The 16,195-nt window shown below is 47.0% G+C and carries 18 protein-coding genes and 2 other annotated features; of the genes, 1 reads left to right on the plus strand and 17 read right to left on the minus strand.

Annotation, left to right across the window (positions count from 1 at the left end; genetic code table 11):
• Window positions 1-120 precede the first annotated feature (120 nt).
• The 16 genes from rpmA to JNUCC22_RS12785 all read right to left on the minus strand — a co-directional run bounded on the left by rpmA (window position 121) and on the right by JNUCC22_RS12785 (window position 14,509).
• Complete coding sequence (gene rpmA / locus JNUCC22_RS12710; protein ID WP_003152662.1) at window positions 121-405, minus strand: 50S ribosomal protein L27; 285 nt, start codon at window positions 403-405, stop codon at window positions 121-123.
• A 12-nt stretch (window positions 406-417) separates the two neighbouring features.
• Entirely contained in the window at window positions 418-759 is a 342-nt protein-coding gene (locus tag JNUCC22_RS12715; RefSeq protein ID WP_012118103.1) for a ribosomal-processing cysteine protease Prp, read from the minus strand.
• Window positions 760-761: 2 nt separating this feature from the next.
• Window positions 762-1,070 carry a 50S ribosomal protein L21 gene (gene rplU, locus JNUCC22_RS12720; RefSeq protein ID WP_003152660.1) on the minus strand — a complete coding sequence of 103 codons (309 nt, stop codon included), beginning with the start codon at window positions 1,068-1,070 and terminating at the stop codon, window positions 762-764.
• Window positions 1,071-1,083: 13 nt separating this feature from the next.
• Window positions 1,084-1,157 (minus strand) — a sequence feature (ribosomal protein L21 leader region).
• Between the two features lie 58 nt (window positions 1,158-1,215).
• Window positions 1,216-2,082 carry a M50 family metallopeptidase gene (locus tag JNUCC22_RS12725; protein ID WP_007408169.1) on the minus strand — a complete coding sequence of 289 codons (867 nt, stop codon included), beginning with the start codon at window positions 2,080-2,082 and terminating at the stop codon, window positions 1,216-1,218.
• Window positions 2,075-2,878 (minus strand): M23 family metallopeptidase, encoded by an 804-nt coding sequence (locus JNUCC22_RS12730; RefSeq protein WP_072589419.1) that lies wholly within the window; start codon window positions 2,876-2,878, stop codon window positions 2,075-2,077. Before JNUCC22_RS12730 ends, JNUCC22_RS12725 begins: the two co-directional genes overlap by 8 nt.
• A 126-nt stretch (window positions 2,879-3,004) precedes the next feature.
• The gene (gene minD, locus JNUCC22_RS12735) at window positions 3,005-3,808 is read right to left on the minus strand and encodes a septum site-determining protein MinD (RefSeq protein WP_016938784.1); all 804 of its coding nucleotides are present in this window, start codon (window positions 3,806-3,808) and stop codon (window positions 3,005-3,007) included.
• 2 nt (window positions 3,809-3,810) lie between these two features.
• A complete protein-coding gene (gene minC, locus JNUCC22_RS12740; protein ID WP_003152653.1) occupies window positions 3,811-4,491 on the minus strand; it encodes a septum site-determining protein MinC in 681 nt (226 codons plus the stop codon).
• A 53-nt stretch (window positions 4,492-4,544) separates the two neighbouring features.
• A complete protein-coding gene (gene mreD / locus JNUCC22_RS12745) occupies window positions 4,545-5,063 on the minus strand; it encodes a rod shape-determining protein MreD (RefSeq protein WP_007408167.1) in 519 nt (172 codons plus the stop codon).
• Window positions 5,060-5,923: a rod shape-determining protein MreC gene (mreC, locus tag JNUCC22_RS12750; RefSeq protein WP_007408166.1), complete on the minus strand. Its 864-nt coding sequence runs from the start codon at window positions 5,921-5,923 to the stop codon at window positions 5,060-5,062. The genes mreD and mreC overlap by 4 nt, the downstream gene beginning before the upstream one ends.
• 30 nt (window positions 5,924-5,953) lie before the next feature.
• Window positions 5,954-6,967, minus strand: coding sequence for a cell shape-determining protein MreB (gene mreB, locus JNUCC22_RS12755; protein WP_003152647.1), 1,014 nt, complete (start codon window positions 6,965-6,967; stop codon window positions 5,954-5,956).
• 91 nt (window positions 6,968-7,058) lie between these two features.
• The gene (radC, locus tag JNUCC22_RS12760) at window positions 7,059-7,754 is read right to left on the minus strand and encodes a RadC family protein (RefSeq protein WP_007408165.1); all 696 of its coding nucleotides are present in this window, start codon (window positions 7,752-7,754) and stop codon (window positions 7,059-7,061) included.
• Window positions 7,755-7,785: 31 nt separating this feature from the next.
• Window positions 7,786-8,355, minus strand: a complete 570-nt coding sequence (locus tag JNUCC22_RS12765; protein ID WP_007408164.1) for a Maf family protein — start codon at window positions 8,353-8,355, stop codon at window positions 7,786-7,788.
• A 140-nt stretch (window positions 8,356-8,495) separates the two neighbouring features.
• Entirely contained in the window at window positions 8,496-9,497 is a 1,002-nt protein-coding gene (locus JNUCC22_RS12770; RefSeq protein WP_072589420.1) for an SPOR domain-containing protein, read from the minus strand.
• Window positions 9,498-9,623: 126 nt separating this feature from the next.
• Complete coding sequence (locus JNUCC22_RS12775; protein WP_012118107.1) at window positions 9,624-10,376, minus strand: prepilin peptidase; 753 nt, start codon at window positions 10,374-10,376, stop codon at window positions 9,624-9,626.
• A gap of 139 nt (window positions 10,377-10,515) precedes the next feature.
• Entirely contained in the window at window positions 10,516-11,808 is a 1,293-nt protein-coding gene (locus JNUCC22_RS12780) for a bifunctional folylpolyglutamate synthase/dihydrofolate synthase (RefSeq protein ID WP_072589421.1), read from the minus strand.
• 58 nt (window positions 11,809-11,866) lie between these two features.
• The gene (locus tag JNUCC22_RS12785; RefSeq protein WP_072589422.1) at window positions 11,867-14,509 is read right to left on the minus strand and encodes a valine--tRNA ligase; all 2,643 of its coding nucleotides are present in this window, start codon (window positions 14,507-14,509) and stop codon (window positions 11,867-11,869) included.
• A 58-nt stretch (window positions 14,510-14,567) separates the two neighbouring features.
• Window positions 14,568-14,789: a binding site (T-box leader), on the minus strand.
• 172 nt (window positions 14,790-14,961) lie between these two features.
• Between JNUCC22_RS12785 and JNUCC22_RS12790 the strand changes: the two genes are divergently transcribed.
• The gene (locus JNUCC22_RS12790) at window positions 14,962-15,153 is read left to right on the plus strand and encodes a hypothetical protein (RefSeq protein WP_003152639.1); all 192 of its coding nucleotides are present in this window, start codon (window positions 14,962-14,964) and stop codon (window positions 15,151-15,153) included.
• A gap of 14 nt (window positions 15,154-15,167) precedes the next feature.
• Here the strand turns inward: JNUCC22_RS12790 and ysxE are convergent, their stop codons facing one another.
• Entirely contained in the window at window positions 15,168-16,190 is a 1,023-nt protein-coding gene (gene ysxE, locus JNUCC22_RS12795) for a spore coat protein YsxE (RefSeq protein WP_072589828.1), read from the minus strand.
• Between the last annotated feature and the right edge of the window lie 5 nt (window positions 16,191-16,195).

Raw genomic sequence — 16,195 nt, forward strand, 5'->3', positions numbered from 1 at the left:
GGGAAGCTGATGTCCTCATTCAAGGCGGGGTTCACTCACGCATCCTCTGCTTTTCATTCTTGATGTTACTCCGCTTACTGCAAAAAAAACTCCAGTCAACGACCGGAGTTTTTTGTGTCATTATTGAGCTACAGGATATACGCTCACTTTTTTGCGGTCACGGCCGAAACGTTCGAATTTAACAGTTCCGTCGATTTTAGCAAAAAGAGTGTCATCTCCTCCGCGGCCCACGTTTTCACCTGGGTAGATTTTCGTTCCGCGTTGACGGTAAAGGATAGATCCGCCTGTTACGAATTGACCGTCTGCACGTTTAGCGCCTAAACGTTTAGATTCAGAGTCACGTCCGTTCTTTGTAGAACCTACACCTTTTTTAGAAGCGAAAAACTGAAGATCTAATCTAAGCATGTAACTCACCTCCTATATTTGGTTTGCAGTCAACCGTAAGTGTTCACTGTAATCCCGCTCGATCGTTTCAAGAGAAACAATCATGCCTTCAATCAGCAGCTGCGCTTTTTGCAAAGCTTCCTGATCAGCGGCTTCAGGGAATTCAAAGTAGAAATAACCCCCGTCCTCGCCTATATCAAGAATCGGTTCGAGAGGAGCCAGCGCGATAACCGCATTGACCGCTCCGAAAACGACAGCCGTGACCCCGGCGCATACGAGATCTCGTCCATGTTCAGCAAAATCGGCATGTCCCGTCATTTCAAAGGACAAAATGCCCCCGTCATTCCGGGATCTTCGAATTGTTGCCTCAATCATGCTTACGCGTTGATTTTTTCGATTGTCAATTTAGTATAAGGCTGACGATGACCTTGTTTTTTATGAACATTTTTCTTTGGCTTGTAACGGAAAACAGTGATTTTTTTCGCACGGCCTTGTTTTTCAACTTTAGCTGTAACTGTCGCGCCTGCAACTGTTGGGTTGCCGACTTTCACGCTGTCTCCGCCAACAAACAATACGTCTTCAAACGTCACTGTTTCACCTGCTTCAGCAGCAAGTTTTTCGATGTAAACAGTTTGACCTTCTTCAACTTTGATTTGTTTTCCGCCTGTTTTAATGATTGCGTACATTCTCTGCACCTCCTATTAGACTAAGACTCGCCAGCAACAGGGGGCTTTAAAGCTCTTATCACCTGTCCCGAGCGGTTGTAGCATTGGTGCTACATCCATAACATTAAAAAATATATCAGAACCAAAAGGATATGTCAATCTATTTCTAGTAAGGCAGCAGCAGGTCTTCCATAGAGGAATCTGTCCGTTTATCGGCAAAATACGCATGAAGCACTTCATTTTCATCGAGCTGGCTGAGCTTTTCGCCGGCTTTTTCAACGATAATGGGGTGCTTGCATCCCCGTTTGAATTCGGCCATGACATGCTTTACTTTGGCATCGGCCGCGACCGTCAAAGGATGCAGCATGGCGACATCGCGGTTTTTGCCGTAGTATCTCTCCAAAAGAAACCTCAGCTGAATATAATGCCGCTTCCGGTATTCATCCCATAAAGAAGCGGCGAGAAAGACGAACAGCACCCATGCGCTGACCTGAAGGGGGACGGCCAGCACAATCCAGCAGCAGAGCAAAAGCGCGGAAACGGCCGATGTCTGCAGGCTGAGGAGATGCGCTTTTTGAAAAGCCATTTGTTTAGAGAAGTATAAAAACACGAACTTTCCGCCGTCAAGCGGCCAGATCGGCAAAAGATTGATGAAAAGAATGGAGAGATTATAAAAGGTAAACATCTCAAATGTCTGCTCACTTGCAAAGCCTGACATGAAAAAGAGCCAGGCTGCCGCCTGAAGCCACACATGCTGAAGCGGGCCCGCCAGGATGACCGCGAATTCCTCTTTAAGCGGCCGGTTTCCGTGTTCCTCCACCTCAACCGTCCCGCCGAAAGGGAGCAGAAAGATTCGTTTAATGCGCCACGAAAAAAACACAGCCAGAGCAGCATGCCCCAGCTCATGAACGGATACGACCAGCAAAAGACACAGCAGCGCTTTGATGTGCCCCGTCATAAGACCAAGCCCCATGATAATCCAAAGAAAAGGATGGACATGAATTTTAAAAAGGAGGATGAGCCATTTATTCATCAAATGTGATCACCTGGATCGGATCTATGAATTTATCGCCATCCTGGATCGCGAAATAGTACTGGCCTTTACTTTTATCGTTGAGCTTGATCGAACCGATCTTTTTCCCTTTATCGACAAAGTCGTACAATGAAACGTTAACATCTTTTAGCCGGCCGTAAATGCTGCTGGTATTGTCGGCGTGCTGCACCTTCACCGTCAGCCCTGTTTTTTTATCTTTGCTCACTTCCATAATGTAGCCTTCTTTTACGCTGTCAATGGCTTCGCTGGCGGTTTCGACGACGACGCCTTCTCCGTTATTTTGAAAGTCCTGCTGGATTTTCCCCGCGGCAGGAACGGCCATATCCTGACTGACCGCCACCTGACCGTCCTTCTTTTTCGTTCCCGGCGTAAGAAAAGCGAGCGGGTTTCCGAAGGAAGATACGAACCAATTGCTTACGGCAGCAAACTGAAATTCTTTTTGAAAGGTTTGTGCGATCACCGGTTTGATCTGACTCAGCGGCTGTTTGTCAGTTTTATAGGCAATAGCGGAGATCAGTACGAGACAGGCGGCCAGCAGGCATTTTAAAATAATAGAATGAGCGCTGATCAATGGATGCCGTCCGTTAAATTCGGGCGGGTGTTCCGTTTGATATTCGTAGTCCGGAAGAAGCTTGTGCTTTTCCTGCTCCTTGACCGTCTGCCACGCGGGAAAATTCTGCGTTTGGGCGTTTTGAACGAAAGTCCGTTTTGATTCAGGCCGCTGTTTTCTTCTTTTAGCCAGTCTTTTTCTAATTTCATCAGCTCTGTGACTCATCGCCATCATCCTTTGCAATCGTTGGGTTTGTACATCCTATGTCTTGTCCATTGCAAATATGCGCTCTTGAAAAACAAAAAGACCTGATAAGCTGGGCTTCATCAGATCTTTGTATTCTGGTATATATTATGAACGCACGCCGAAAAATGACTTGATTTTCGCCATCATCCCTTTTTGCTGCTCTTCAAGCACCTGCAAAGGAACGGATTCTCCTAAAATGCGCCGGGCGATATTGCGGTACGCAATGCTGGCGCGGTTTTTGGAATTCATGGCAATCGGTTCGCCGATATTTGAAGCCCTGATCACTTCATCATCGTCAGCAACGATTCCGAGGAGATCAATAGACAGATGATGAACAACTTCATCCACATCCATCGTGTCACCGTTTTTCATCAGGTGATTTCTGATGCGGTTCACGATAAGGCGCGGCGGTTCGATATCTTCCTGCTCCAAAAGTCCGATAATGCGGTCAGCGTCCCGCACCGCTGATATTTCCGGCGTCGTCACAACAATCGCCTTATCAGCTCCGGAGACGGCATTTTTATAGCCTTGTTCAATTCCGGCCGGACAATCAATAATGACATAATCAAATTCCTGCTTAAGCTCCTGCACAAGCGATTTGATCTGCTCAGGGACAACAGCCGTCTTGTCGCTTGTCTGGGCAGCCGGCATTAAATGCAGCAGATCATCAAAACGTTTGTCTTTGACAAGCGCCTGATGCGTCTTGCATCTGCCTTCAATTACATCTACTAAGTCGTAAATAATTCTGTTTTCAAGACCCATTACGACATCAAGGTTGCGCAGTCCGATATCTGTGTCTACCAAACAGACGCGCTTCCCTAAAATGGCTAAGGCGGTACCGAGGTTTGCAGATGTTGTTGTTTTACCTACTCCGCCTTTTCCCGAAGTTATTACGATAGCCTCACCCAATTTCACATTCCTCCCTCAAGCCTTGTTAGATCAGGTCTTAAATGAGCCAATTGCTGAAGGCGTTCAATGACCATATTTCCGTCAGTATCTAAATAAGCACATTCCATGTCGTTCCCTTTTTGAATGTGGTCTGGGGAGCGATTTAACACGTGATTGATCCTCAATTGTGTCGGCATCATTTCTGATGCGGCGATCACAGCCCGGTTATTTCCGTTATAACCCGCGTGGGCAATCCCTTTTAATGAACCGAGAACAAATATATTTCCTCCGGCTCTGATCGTACCGCCGGGATTCACATCTCCGATTAAAAGCAAATCTCCCGTCACGTGAAGCACCTGGCCCGAACGGACGATTTTGGAAACAGAAACAATTTCCTGCTCCTCTTTCATCCGCTGCGCTTCTTCTTTGGCGATGACTTCACTGTCAATTGAATGCACGACTAAATCTTTCTTTGACGCGATCAGATCAGTCAGCTGCTCTGCCTGTTCCTGATACAGATACCGATGCCCGAGTTTAATATGAACACTGATTTTTTGGCCTTTGCCATCAGTATATTGTTCAATCGACAGCATGTTTTGAAGACCATCGAGAAGCTCATCAAAAGAACACGCATCATCCAGATGCAATGTTAAGCCGTTTTTTGTTCCTTTTATTGTTACATATTGCTGCTTTTTGGTCTTCATCAATGTTCACCTCAACAACATACTCTTTTCGTCAAAAAAAGATAAAATCCTTTTTACTCATCTCTTAATTCTTTCTTCAGACTTATATAAAACAGCCTGAAGGGCAGGACTAATATAACGGCTCCCGCAATATTCAGCAAAGCGGTCGGCAAGAACCTCTGAATGACAAAATCGTTAAACGTCATTGTGCCGCTGCGGATTAACGTCTGAATGCCGTAGACGTAAAATTCAAGCACACATACGCTCAGCACCGCGACCAAAATGACCATCAGGGCGTTTGTCTGAAGCACTTTAAACGCTTTGGCCGCCAGATAGCATAAACCGGCAAAACCAAACATATAAACGCCTAAAACACCCGTATAATTGATGTCATAAAGAAATCCGAAAATCAGTCCGTAGATCACCGCATGCTTTTGGTTGATATAAGCGGACATAAAAATCAGCGCAAGCAAAAGAAAATGCGGAACGACCTGCTGCTCGACGGAAACGAAAGGAAAACGCACCAGATCCGTATAGATGCTTTCCGCACAAAAGACCAAAATCATAATCAAAGGGAGAAGGAAACGTTTCACGATCCTTCCTCCCCTGTTGCTACGCTTCGGTTCACGACGATGACATGGTCAAGATCGTACAGGTCGGCAGCCGGTTTCACGTAAGCGATTTTCGTCAGGCCGTAAGCATCTGATTCTACATCGGTCACTTCCCCGACCGTCAGCCCTTGAGGAAATACGCCGCCCGTTCCGGATGTCTCCACGAGGTCGCCTTTTTTCACTTCACGTTTTTCATCCGGCTCAAGGATGGTCATTTTCAGAGTCTGTTTCTTTTTATCATACCCTTCAATTAAACCGTAGCCTTTGCTTCCCTTTTTGCCGGAGATTTTGGTGGCCACTCTGTTATTGCGGTCAACATCGCTCAGCAGCTGAACGGCGGATGTGAAACTGTTGAGTCCGCTGCTTTTGATCTTCCCGACCAGCGCACCCTTTTCGTTTGTGACAGCCATGTCTTTGGCCACTTTCTGCTTCGTTCCCTTATTGATCATGATCTGCTTGTACCATTGATCAGGGTTTCTGGCGATAACGGTCGCTAAAATCGGATCATAGTCGGAAATTGATTTGACATGCCCGAGTTCATCACGCAGCTTCTTGTTTTCATCTTTGAGTTCTTGGAGCTTCGCTTCATATTGTGTCTGTCCGTCCAGCTTTTGTCTTAAGCGTTCGTTTTCCTTGTACGTGTTTTTCAGGTCTTTTATGTCCCCGAAGAACCCTGCAAAATATTCGGCAGGCGTGTGAAAAATGTTTTGAAATACTCCCGTCGTATCACCGATCAGCTTTTCAGGCCAGGTGGTATTACGGCCGTTCTTCAGCGAGAATCCAATCATAGCCACCAATATGATAATACACAGAAGTAATAGCATTAACCGTTTGTTCGGCATCGTGATACACCTCTTCTATTTAACTCCTGATTATCTTGTTTTTCCTTTGAAAAGATGGATGTGCTCCAGTGCTTTTCCAGTGCCGATCGCAACACAATCCAGCGGATCTTCAGCGATAAGAACAGGCATTTTCGTTTCGTCGCTGATGACTTTGTCGAGATTGCGGAGCAGGGCGCCTCCCCCTGTTAATACAATACCTCTGTCCATAATATCAGCGGCCAGCTCAGGCGGTGTTTTTTCAAGCGTGCTCTTCACCGCGTCAACGATTGAGAGAACTGTATCACGCAGTGCATTTGCAATTTCCGTTCCCGTGATTTCGATCGTTTTCGGCAGACCTGTCAGAAGATCGCGGCCGCGGATTTCCATTGACGCATTTTCTTCACCGGTTTCTGCTGAACCGATCTCCATTTTAATAGCTTCCGCCGTACGGTCACCGATCATCAGATTATATGTTTTTCTGATATAGCTGATGATTGAATCGTCCATTTCGTCACCGGCTACACGGATTGACTGAGACGTGACAATGCCGCCTAAAGAAATGATCGCCACTTCAGTTGTTCCGCCGCCGATATCAACGACCATACTGCCCGTCGGCTCCCATACCGGAAGATTCGCGCCGATTGCTGCTGCAAACGGTTCTTCAATCGGATAAGCGTCACGTGCGCCCGCTTGTCTTGTCGCGTCGATGACCGCCCGTTCTTCAACGGCCGTAATACCTGACGGCACACACACCATAACGTAAGGCTTTCTCGCAAACAATCCTTTATTTTTCACAGCCTGATTAATGTAGTATTTCATCATTGTCGCAGTTGTTTCATAGTCAGCGATAACGCCGTCTTTCATCGGACGGAGCGCGACCACGTTGCCCGGAGTTCTTCCGATCATGTTTTTCGCATCGTTACCGACCGCAACGATGGACTTCGTATCCGTTTGCAGAGCAACGACAGACGGCTCTCTCACTACGATTCCTTTTCCTTTAACAAACACAAGCGTATTCGCGGTTCCCAAATCTATACCAAGGTCTCTTGTACCAATTCCGAACATATGTATGTATCTTCCTTTCTTAAAGCAAAAATACCCTAAAGGGAAAAACTCATAAAATCTATTATATCTTAAATCAACGAAAAAAAAAGTGTTACAAATATCCTTTTTCCTTTAAACTCACAAATTTTTTGTCACCAATGACCAAATGATCCAGCAGCTCGATGCCGATTAAATTTCCGCACTCAAAAAGCCGCCTGGTTACCTCTATATCTTCCCTGCTCGGTGTAGGATCTCCTGAAGGATGATTGTGAACACAAATGAAGGACGCGGCGGATCGTTTGAAAGCTTCTTTAAACACCTCCCGCGGGTGGACAATAGATGAATTCAGACTTCCGATAAAAACGGTGCGTTTATGAATGACTTGATTTTTGGTATTTAAATATAAACAGACAAAATGCTCCTGGGATAAAAAGCGCATATCCTCCATCACATACTTCGCCCCGTCTTCCGGAGAGCGGATGACGCAATGCTCCCCGGCGGATGTCTTATGAATGCGGCTCCCCAGCTCAATTGCGGCAAGAATCTGAACGGCTTTCACCGTGCCGATTCCCGGAATGCTGGAAAGCTCCTGGGCAGAGGCGCCTTTTAACAGTCGCAGCCCGTCAAACGTCCGCAGCAGCCGGTGAGCGAGGTTCATGACGGACTCATGTTTCGTTCCCGTCCGCAGCAGGATGGCGAGCAATTCATTGTTAGAGAGATGTTCGGCTCCGAAGTGCAGAAGCCGCTCTCTCGGTTTTTCTTTTTCGGGGAAATCTCTTAATTTTAACGGCAGATCACGGATGATCAACCCCTCCTTGTTCCCCTTCCCGGTTTGAACATCAAGCTTTTATATTAAATTCTTTCAAGGCTCTCATTGTTTTAGCGACAGGAAGCCCGACGACAGAATAAAAATCACCGTCTATTTTTTTCACTAAAAGCGCGCCTTTTCCTTGGATGCCGTATGCACCTGCTTTATCCATCGGTTCTTTTGTTTCAATGTAGAGCTGTATGTCGTCTTCACTGAGCGGCCAAAACGTCACTTCCGTCGTGTCACAGAACGTTTCTTTCCGGTCATGCGTCTGAATGCTGACCGCCGTAATGACTTGATGGCTTCGGCCGGAAAGCCTCCGCAGCATGTGTGCCGCTTCTTCTCTGTCATGCGGTTTGCCGAGGCATTCGCCGTCTATGCACACCATCGTGTCAGCCCCGATAACGACTGCATCGGGATTTTCGGCCAATACAGCACCGGCTTTTTGCTCGGCCAAACATTGGACGTTTTCTTCCGGCGAAAGGTTTCGATTTAATTTTTCTTCTGTGCGGCTTGCAATAATGCTGTAAGGAATCTGAAGAAGAGTAAGGAGTTCTTTTCTTCGCGGAGATTGTGATGCGAGTATTAAGCGTTTTGTCATGATTGTCATCCTTTCAGGGTTTGCTTAAGAAAAAAAGATACTTGTCTATCCTACCAAATCAAACGGGCAACCACAATTTCAGAAAAATAACTTTTTGATGACAAAATAAAAAATCCCGCCGGATGACGGGAAATGAGATACTATTTTACAACACTTAAAAGCTCTTTTTGGGCTTTCCAGCCGGATTCTGAACCCGACGTTTCCAGTTCTTTCAGCGCTTGAAGCACGGCCTCTTTCTGCTTTTTGTCAGCGGCGTCTGCACCGTCTGCCGCTTTTGCCGCTTCAGCCACTTCCGTTTTTGAAAGATCTTTGCCGGTAATCGCTTTAGCTGAGAGCTCAGATGCTTGTTTAAAAGAGTCTTCCAGCCCTGAATCGACCGCAAAGCTGAGCTCTTTTCCGCCCCAAGCCTCAAAATCAAGGTCTATCAGTGTCTGACCCAATTGCTGTGATAGGCTTTTTTCCGCTGCAAGCCCGGCGATCACGTATGTGTATCCATCTTCTTTAGCCAGAGAGACGGCCGAGTATCCTTTTTCAGTCAGCTGGTCAACAAGCGTTTGCGCTCCTTTTTCTGATGAAAATTTTCCGGCCTGCACCGCATATGTTTTATAGTTTCCCTCTGAAGATTCCGCATCTCCTGTGCCGGCTGTTTCAGATTTGTCTTTAGAAACATCTCCCGCTTTCGCCGTCTGCCCTTGTGAACCTTTGTCAGCTGATGCCGGAGCGGAGGCTTCTTTACTTCCCGACATATTTAAGGCGACAAGGCCGAGCCCGGTGCCTAAAACAGCCGCAACGGCAATTGTCGTGACCGCTTTTTTAACTGGAGAAGACGGCTGCTTTTTTTTCGGAAAGTGAGGGCCGTTTTTTTTCTTCTGGTATGGCGGAACGACTTTCGGGTCATCTTCAAATACCTCAGAATTCTTCTCATGATCCCAATTGAAATCTTCTTCTTTCGGATCTTCATGGGATGCAGCGGTCTCCTGCTCCGCCTTTTTTGTTTCCTCCCAATTTGAAAATGTGACGGTTTTCTCCCCGCCTTCTTTCACATCTTCTTGTCCATACATCGTTTCTTCTTGTCCGTTAATGGTTACTTTAAGGGCATTGTTTTTTGCTTTGCTGTGCTTTTTGCTCTTCCTTTTTTTCAACGTCTCTTCCCCCTTGCATTCGTCTTGGCCGTACCTTGAACTGATCATGGTTCACACTTTAGCATAGGCGAAAAAAAAAAGAACAAGACTTTTGTCGTCTTGTCCAAAAAGCGTTCGCCAAATTTTTCAAGCCCCTCCTGAAGCGAGCTTGATGTAAAACGAAAACAGCTCTTCACCGTATAAATAACTCAAAGCGCTCCCGGCTGAGATGGCCGGCGCAAACGGAAATGGCTGCTTTTTACCAAGCCTGCCCCGGGCTGCGGCGCACATACCGTATACGGCTCCGATCATAACGGAAAGAAAGAATGCAATGAGCACGAGCTTTACGCCGAGCGTCAGGCCGATCACCCCAAACAGTTTCACATCACCTGCGCCGATGCCTCCTTTACTGACAAACATGATAAAAACAAGCAGAAAAAATCCGCAAACGGCTCCGGCAAACCCTGCATACCATGAATCCAGCGGAGAAAACATACGCCCGGCGATGAAAAGCGGAAGAAAAAACAGCAGAACTTTGTCAGGAATCAGCATATATTGCAGATCCGTCATAGTAACAATCATGAGCAGAGACAGAAATAACAGCGCGACTAACAGTTCTTTTGAGAAACCGAAATGAATGCCTGCAGCCGTGAATAAACACGCCGTCCAGCATTCCGCCGCCGGATACATAACCGACAGCTTTGCACGGCAGTTTCTGCATCTGCCTCTTTGCAGAATATAGGAAACGACGGGCACAAGCTCCCCCCAGGAGAGCGGCAAGCGGCAAAACGAACAGGCTGAACGCGGCGAAATAACCGAGATTCGAAGCGGGATACGGCACGCTGCTGTATAAAAAAAAGAACCGAAAATCAAACCGAGAAAAAACAGAATCAAAAGCACTCAGACCACACCTTTACTATCAATCTGGCTCAGATTATAGCAAAGAAAAACACCATGACTGAAATGGCTGAAAATATATTTTCAGCATAAAAACACCCGGCAAAACCTGAAAAGGGTCTGCCGGGCATCCGAGGGGCTGTCAGATAAGCCGCTTTCTCATTTCTGAAATAAAATATAAGGAACCGGTAATGATGATGACATCATCCGCCCCGTCTTTTTGATCTATCCATTCTTTCACACTGTCCGGGTTCTCATCGAAGCTCTTATCCGCTAGACTGCTTGCGTTATAAAGGGCTTCGGCGCTTGAAGCACGCGGAAAGTCAAATGATACAAAGTGAATAGAGTCCGCTTCGTTTTCAAGCTTTTTAATCATTTCCTGATACGGTTTGTCTTTTAATGCGCTGAATACGACATGGACGTTTTTATCGGCAAAGCGCTGCCTGATCGTTTCTGTCAGTGTGTCAACGCCTTCTTCGTTATGTGCGCCGTCCGCAAACACTAAAGGGCGGCTTTGAAGACGTTCAAACCGGCCCGGCCACGATGCTTTTTTCAGGCCGTTTCGCATTGCTTCTTCAGAAATGGCTGCGGCTCCCAGACGATTCATCCATTCAGCGGCCAATATCGCCAATGCCGCATTCTGCCTTTGGTGAATGCCGATCAGCGACGTTTGAATGTTTTCATAGCATTTCGTTTCCGTTTCCAGCGAAAAGCTTTCACCGGACGGAAGCGCCGCTTCATTAAACAGTCTGCACGTTTTATATAGTGACTGATACGGAGCCTGCTTTTTTTCGGCTTCCGCTTCAATAACGCCGAGTGCTTCCGGCTGATTGACGCCCGTAATGACCGGAATGGAATTTTTAATGATACCGGCTTTCTGCCCGGCGATCTCCTCGATGGTATTGCCTAAAATCGCCATATGGTCATGTCCGATACTTGTGATAACCGACAGAAGCGGATTCACAATATTGGTTGAATCAAATGTGCCGCCGAGCCCCGCTTCAAAAATGACAAAATCGATATCAGCCCGCTTCGCAAAATATAAAAATGCACACGCTGTAATGATTTCAAATTCTGTCACCGTTCCGGCATCGGTCTTATCAAGCTCATCGACTATCGGTTTTATGTCATTAACGAGCGTTCTCCATTCCTCATCAGAAATCGGCGTGCCGTTGACGCTGATACGCTCATTAAACGTAATAATGTAAGGCGATGTGAACGTGCCGACCGTATAACCGGCTTCTTGAAGCACGGAACGGATAAAAGCGACGGTCGATCCTTTGCCGTTTGTGCCCGCCACATGAATGGCGCGAATGTTCTTTTCCGGGTGTTCCAGTTTTTCCATCAGCTTTTCCATACGGAGAAGGCCCGGCTTAACGCCGAACTTGAGTCTGCCGTGAATCCAGCTGATCGCTTCTTTGTACGTATTAAACAATGAAATCCCCTCTTTTATACAACAAGGCGGTTTCTTAGGAAACCGCCCCGCTGTTTTATCAGCCTTTCAGCTCTGCAATCCGCTGCCGGACAGCTTCGCGTTTTGCCGCGTAGTCTTTCTCTTTTCCGCGTTCTTCTTCAATGACATGCTCAGGAGCTTTTTTAATGAATCCTTCGTTGCCGAGTTTTTTCTGAACGCGTTCGACTTCTTTTGTCAGCTTGTCGAATTCTTTTTGCAGACGGGCGATCTCCTCATCAATGTTAATCAGCCCTTCAAGCGGCAGAATGACTTCCGCTCCGGTGACGACCGCTGTCATCGCTTTGTCTGCCGCAGTGATATCCGTCCCGATTTTCAGCGTGCTCGGATTCGTAAAGCGTTCAACGTAAGAACGGTTCTTCTCAAGGCGGCCGGCAATGTCTTCGGTAGCTGTTTTAATGTAAAGCTCAACCTGCTTGCTCATCGGCGTGTTGACTTCGCTCCGGATATTGCGGACAGAACGGATTAATTCAACGAGCAGTTTCATATCCGCCGCTGCCTCTTTATCCGTATGTTCCGGCACCGGAACCGGCCAAGAGCTGATCGTGATTGACTCGCCTTCATGAGGAAGGTGCTGCCAGATTTCTTCCGTTAAGAATGGCATAAACGGGTGAAGAAGACGCATCGTCTGGTCAAGCACATATGCCAGAACAGAACGGGTTGTTTTCTTCGCCGCTTCATCTTCCCCGTACAGCGGAAGCTTTGCCATTTCGATATACCAGTCGCACACATCGTCCCAGATAAAGTTGTACAGGTGGCGTCCGACTTCGCCGAATTCATAACGATCCGCAAGCTGGGTTACGTCTTCTATCGTTTCATTCAGTCTTGTGAGGATCCACTTATCAGCAACTGATTTTTCACCGGACAGATCAAGCTCGTCATACGTCATGCCGTCCATGTTCATTAATGCAAAACGGGAGGCGTTCCAAATTTTATTTGCGAAATTCCATGTGGATTCCACTTTTTCATAGCTGAAACGGAGATCCTGTCCCGGTGAACTTCCGGTTGCCAGGAAATAGCGCAGGGAATCCGCTCCGTACTTGTCGATGACATCCATCGGGTCCACGCCGTTCCCAAGGGATTTACTCATTTTTCTGCCCTGCTCGTCACGGATTAAGCCGTGAATCAGCACGTCTTTGAACGGACGCTCGCCGGTAAACTCAAGACCTTGGAAAATCATCCGGGATACCCAGAAGAAAATGATGTCATATCCCGTTACAAGAACATCGGTTGAGTAATACCGCTTAAAGTCTTCAGCGTTTTCATCAGGCCAGCCCATTGTAGAAAACGGCCAAAGCGCGGAGCTGAACCATGTATCAAGCACGTCTGAATCCTGTTCCCAATTTTCACTGTCCTTAGGCGCCTCAAGGCCGACGTACACTTCTTTTGTTTCTTTATGATACCAAGCCGGGATGCGATGGCCCCACCACAACTGACGGGAAATACACCAATCACGGATATTTTCCATCCAGTGCAGGTACGTTTTCTCGAACCGGTCAGGAACGAAGTGAACTTTCTCTTCTTTTGACTGAAGGTCAACCGCAGCATCGGCCAGCGGCTGCATTTTGACAAACCATTGTGTGGACAGGTACGGCTCAACAACGGCGCCGCTTCTCTCACTATGTCCGACAGAATGCATATGGTCTTCGATTTTAAAGAGAACACCGGATTCCTGAAGATCATTGACGAGTTTTTTGCGGCATTCAAACCGGTCCATGCCGTTATATTGCAGCGCTTTTTCATTCATTGTTCCGTCTTCATTCATGACGAGAATCCGCTCTAAATTGTGGCGGTTTCCGAGTTCAAAATCATTCGGGTCATGGGCAGGCGTGATTTTAACGGCGCCTGATCCGAATTCCATATCAACATAATCATCGCCGACGATCGGAATTTCGCGGTTTGTAATCGGCAGAATCACCGTTTTGCCGATTAAGTGCTTGTAGCGCTCATCTTCAGGATGAACCGCGACAGCCGTGTCGCCAAGCATCGTTTCCGGACGGGTGGTCGCGATTTCAATTGAGCCTGAACCGTCTGCTAACGGATAGCGCAAATGATAAAACGCGCCCTGTACGTCTTTGTAAATTACTTCAATATCGGATAAAGCCGTTTTTGTGGCAGGGTCCCAGTTGATGATATATTCGCCTCTGTAAATCAAGCCTTTTTTGTACAGCTTGACGAATACTTCCCGCACTGCTTTGTTCAGCCCTTCATCAAGAGTGAAACGTTCGCGCGAATAATCGAGTCCGAGTCCCATCTTGGCCCATTGGCTGCGGATGAAATCAGCATACTCTTCCTTCCACTTCCACGTTTCTTCTAAAAACTTTTCACGGCCGAGGTCATAACGGCTTGTGCCCTGTTCGCGGAGCTTCGCTTCGACTTTTGCCTGAGTGGCGATGCCGGCGTGGTCCATACCCGGAAGCCAGAGCACGTCATAGCCCTGCATGCGTTTCATACGCGTAACGATATCTTGCAGCGTCGTATCCCACGCATGTCCGAGGTGCAGCCTGCCCGTCACGTTCGGCGGCGGAATAACGACAGAATACGGCTGTTTCGTTTGATCGCCGCCCGCTTCAAAATATTTTCCTTTCAGCCAAAAATTATAGCGGCCTTTTTCAATCGCAGACGGATCATATTTTGTCGGCATTGTTTGTTCGTTTGTATCCATGATAACCCTCCAGCATGTTTAGAAATGGCTGAGCAACTAAAAAAGAGCCTTCATCCTGATAAAGGACGAAAAGCTCTTTCGCGGTACCACCTTTTTTCATGAACAGATTTGTTCATGCACTTAAACGGATAACGGGTGCGGCCCGAATTTCTCTACTGTATGTTCAAGAAATTATGCTCCCGGGCGACCTTCCAATGAGACGGCATAAGAAGCCTTTCAGCACAGTAGCTTCTCTCTCTTCATGCGTCTTTCTTGTACTCTTCCCGTTCAAAGCAGGTGTATTTATATCAGCTCATGATCTTATTTATTATGTTCTTTATTATAGTAAAAGTGTTTTTGATTCGTCAATCATCTTTTCCAAAAACCGCTGCCGTCATACATAAATGGGCATGCACCCCGCCCTTTCCCTTACATACGATACATAGAAAGGCGAATGTGAGGAGGAATTGCCCGTGAGAAAAAAATTCAATTCTTATTCGCTCCCCCAGTGGGCCAGACAGGTCCGCCTTGTATCCGTGCAAGTCATTATCCCGATTACGATCTTTCAGGGGATCAGGACGATTTTCTTTCCGACGACTTTTGATGTCCTGCTGCTTGCCATCCTGCTGTTTTTAGCGTGCGCCCTGCATTTGGAATGGATATAAAAAAACGAGTCCCGTTATGAAGAGGACTCGTTTTCCGCTTTTATTTTTTTCTCCCGCTCAATCTGATGAACCTTCATGAGAAAAGGCTCAACATTTTTCATCTGCCAAAACGCTCTTAATAATTGCGTGCACTCTTCTTTTTCAGAGCCCCTTTGGCCGGTCTGATACCGTTTCAGCACTTTGTACATGGCGGACGGATAAGCCATATAGCTGAGAAACAGGCTGATTTCCGCTTCACGGAGCGGGAATGATTTGTGATACGTATAAAACCAGTCCAGACATTCCGGGCATGCTTTCGGATAGCTTCTGAACATTCTGGAGTAAAAGCCGAGCAGGTCGTTTTGCGGAGGGCCCAGCGCAGCTTTCTCGAAATTCGTGAAAAAGCCCGATCCCGCATCATTATACAGAAAGTGGCGGCTCGATAAGCTGCCGTGGTTGATCACCGCTCTCGTCTTGTCATGATCCTTTGCCGCGTCAAACCACTCTTCCAGACGTTCCAGAGCGAAATTGACGGCGGAAACCGTTTCTGTAAGATACGTAACAGCCTGCAGTTCAAAAGGTGAAAGATACCACTCTTTTTCCGCCCGGTCGGCGAATTGTTCATAGACAAGCTTATCATTTTCCCAATCTCTTTTCGTTGCTTCATAAAAGCCGCTGATATCTTCAGTCCGGATTTGGATGTCCCGCACAGTCGCAGAATGGAGCTTCGCGACCTCTTTAAAAAGGTAAACATGTTTTTGATCCCATTCCTCTTCCTGATCGTACTGAAGCCAAGGCATTAAATAATAAGAATTCTCCGTCTGTCTTCCGGCAAAAAAATCGCCGGCATACGTGCGGCAGATCGGCACAAATGATCGGTAGCCTTTCTCCTCAATCTCAATCATAAGATCCGTAAATTCACTGCTGCGGGCCGGCTTGAGCTGTTTCAAAGCAAAAATGCCGTAGTTTGAGTAGACCTTCCAAACATGCGGGCTGACAGGCTCAATATACTCAGCCGCCAGCCCGTATTCCTGAAGCACTGATTGGACTGCTTCCATTCCAT

This window comes from Bacillus sp. JNUCC-22 (assembly GCF_018861275.1).
Classification (GTDB): Bacteria; Bacillota; Bacilli; order Bacillales; family Bacillaceae; genus Bacillus; species Bacillus velezensis.

Coding starts and splice junctions, on each gene's coding strand:
- JNUCC22_RS12765 (WP_007408164.1), bottom strand. CDS start 8,355: ATGACAAAACGCTTAATACTCGCATCACAATCTCCGCGAAGAAAAGAA.
- JNUCC22_RS12715 (WP_012118103.1), bottom strand. CDS start 759: ATGATTGAGGCAACAATTCGAAGATCCCGGAATGACGGGGGCATTTTG.
- JNUCC22_RS12730 (WP_072589419.1), bottom strand. CDS start 2,878: ATGAGTCACAGAGCTGATGAAATTAGAAAAAGACTGGCTAAAAGAAGA.
- mreB (WP_003152647.1), bottom strand. CDS start 6,967: ATGTTCGGAATTGGTACAAGAGACCTTGGTATAGATTTGGGAACCGCG.
- rpmA (WP_003152662.1), bottom strand. CDS start 405: ATGCTTAGATTAGATCTTCAGTTTTTCGCTTCTAAAAAAGGTGTAGGT.
- minC (WP_003152653.1), bottom strand. CDS start 4,491: ATGAAGACCAAAAAGCAGCAATATGTAACAATAAAAGGAACAAAAAAC.
- rplU (WP_003152660.1), bottom strand. CDS start 1,070: ATGTACGCAATCATTAAAACAGGCGGAAAACAAATCAAAGTTGAAGAA.
- JNUCC22_RS12785 (WP_072589422.1), bottom strand. CDS start 14,509: ATGGATACAAACGAACAAACAATGCCGACAAAATATGATCCGTCTGCG.
- JNUCC22_RS12725 (WP_007408169.1), bottom strand. CDS start 2,082: ATGAATAAATGGCTCATCCTCCTTTTTAAAATTCATGTCCATCCTTTT.
- mreC (WP_007408166.1), bottom strand. CDS start 5,923: ATGCCGAACAAACGGTTAATGCTATTACTTCTGTGTATTATCATATTG.
- ysxE (WP_072589828.1), bottom strand. CDS start 16,190: ATGGAAGCAGTCCAATCAGTGCTTCAGGAATACGGGCTGGCGGCTGAG.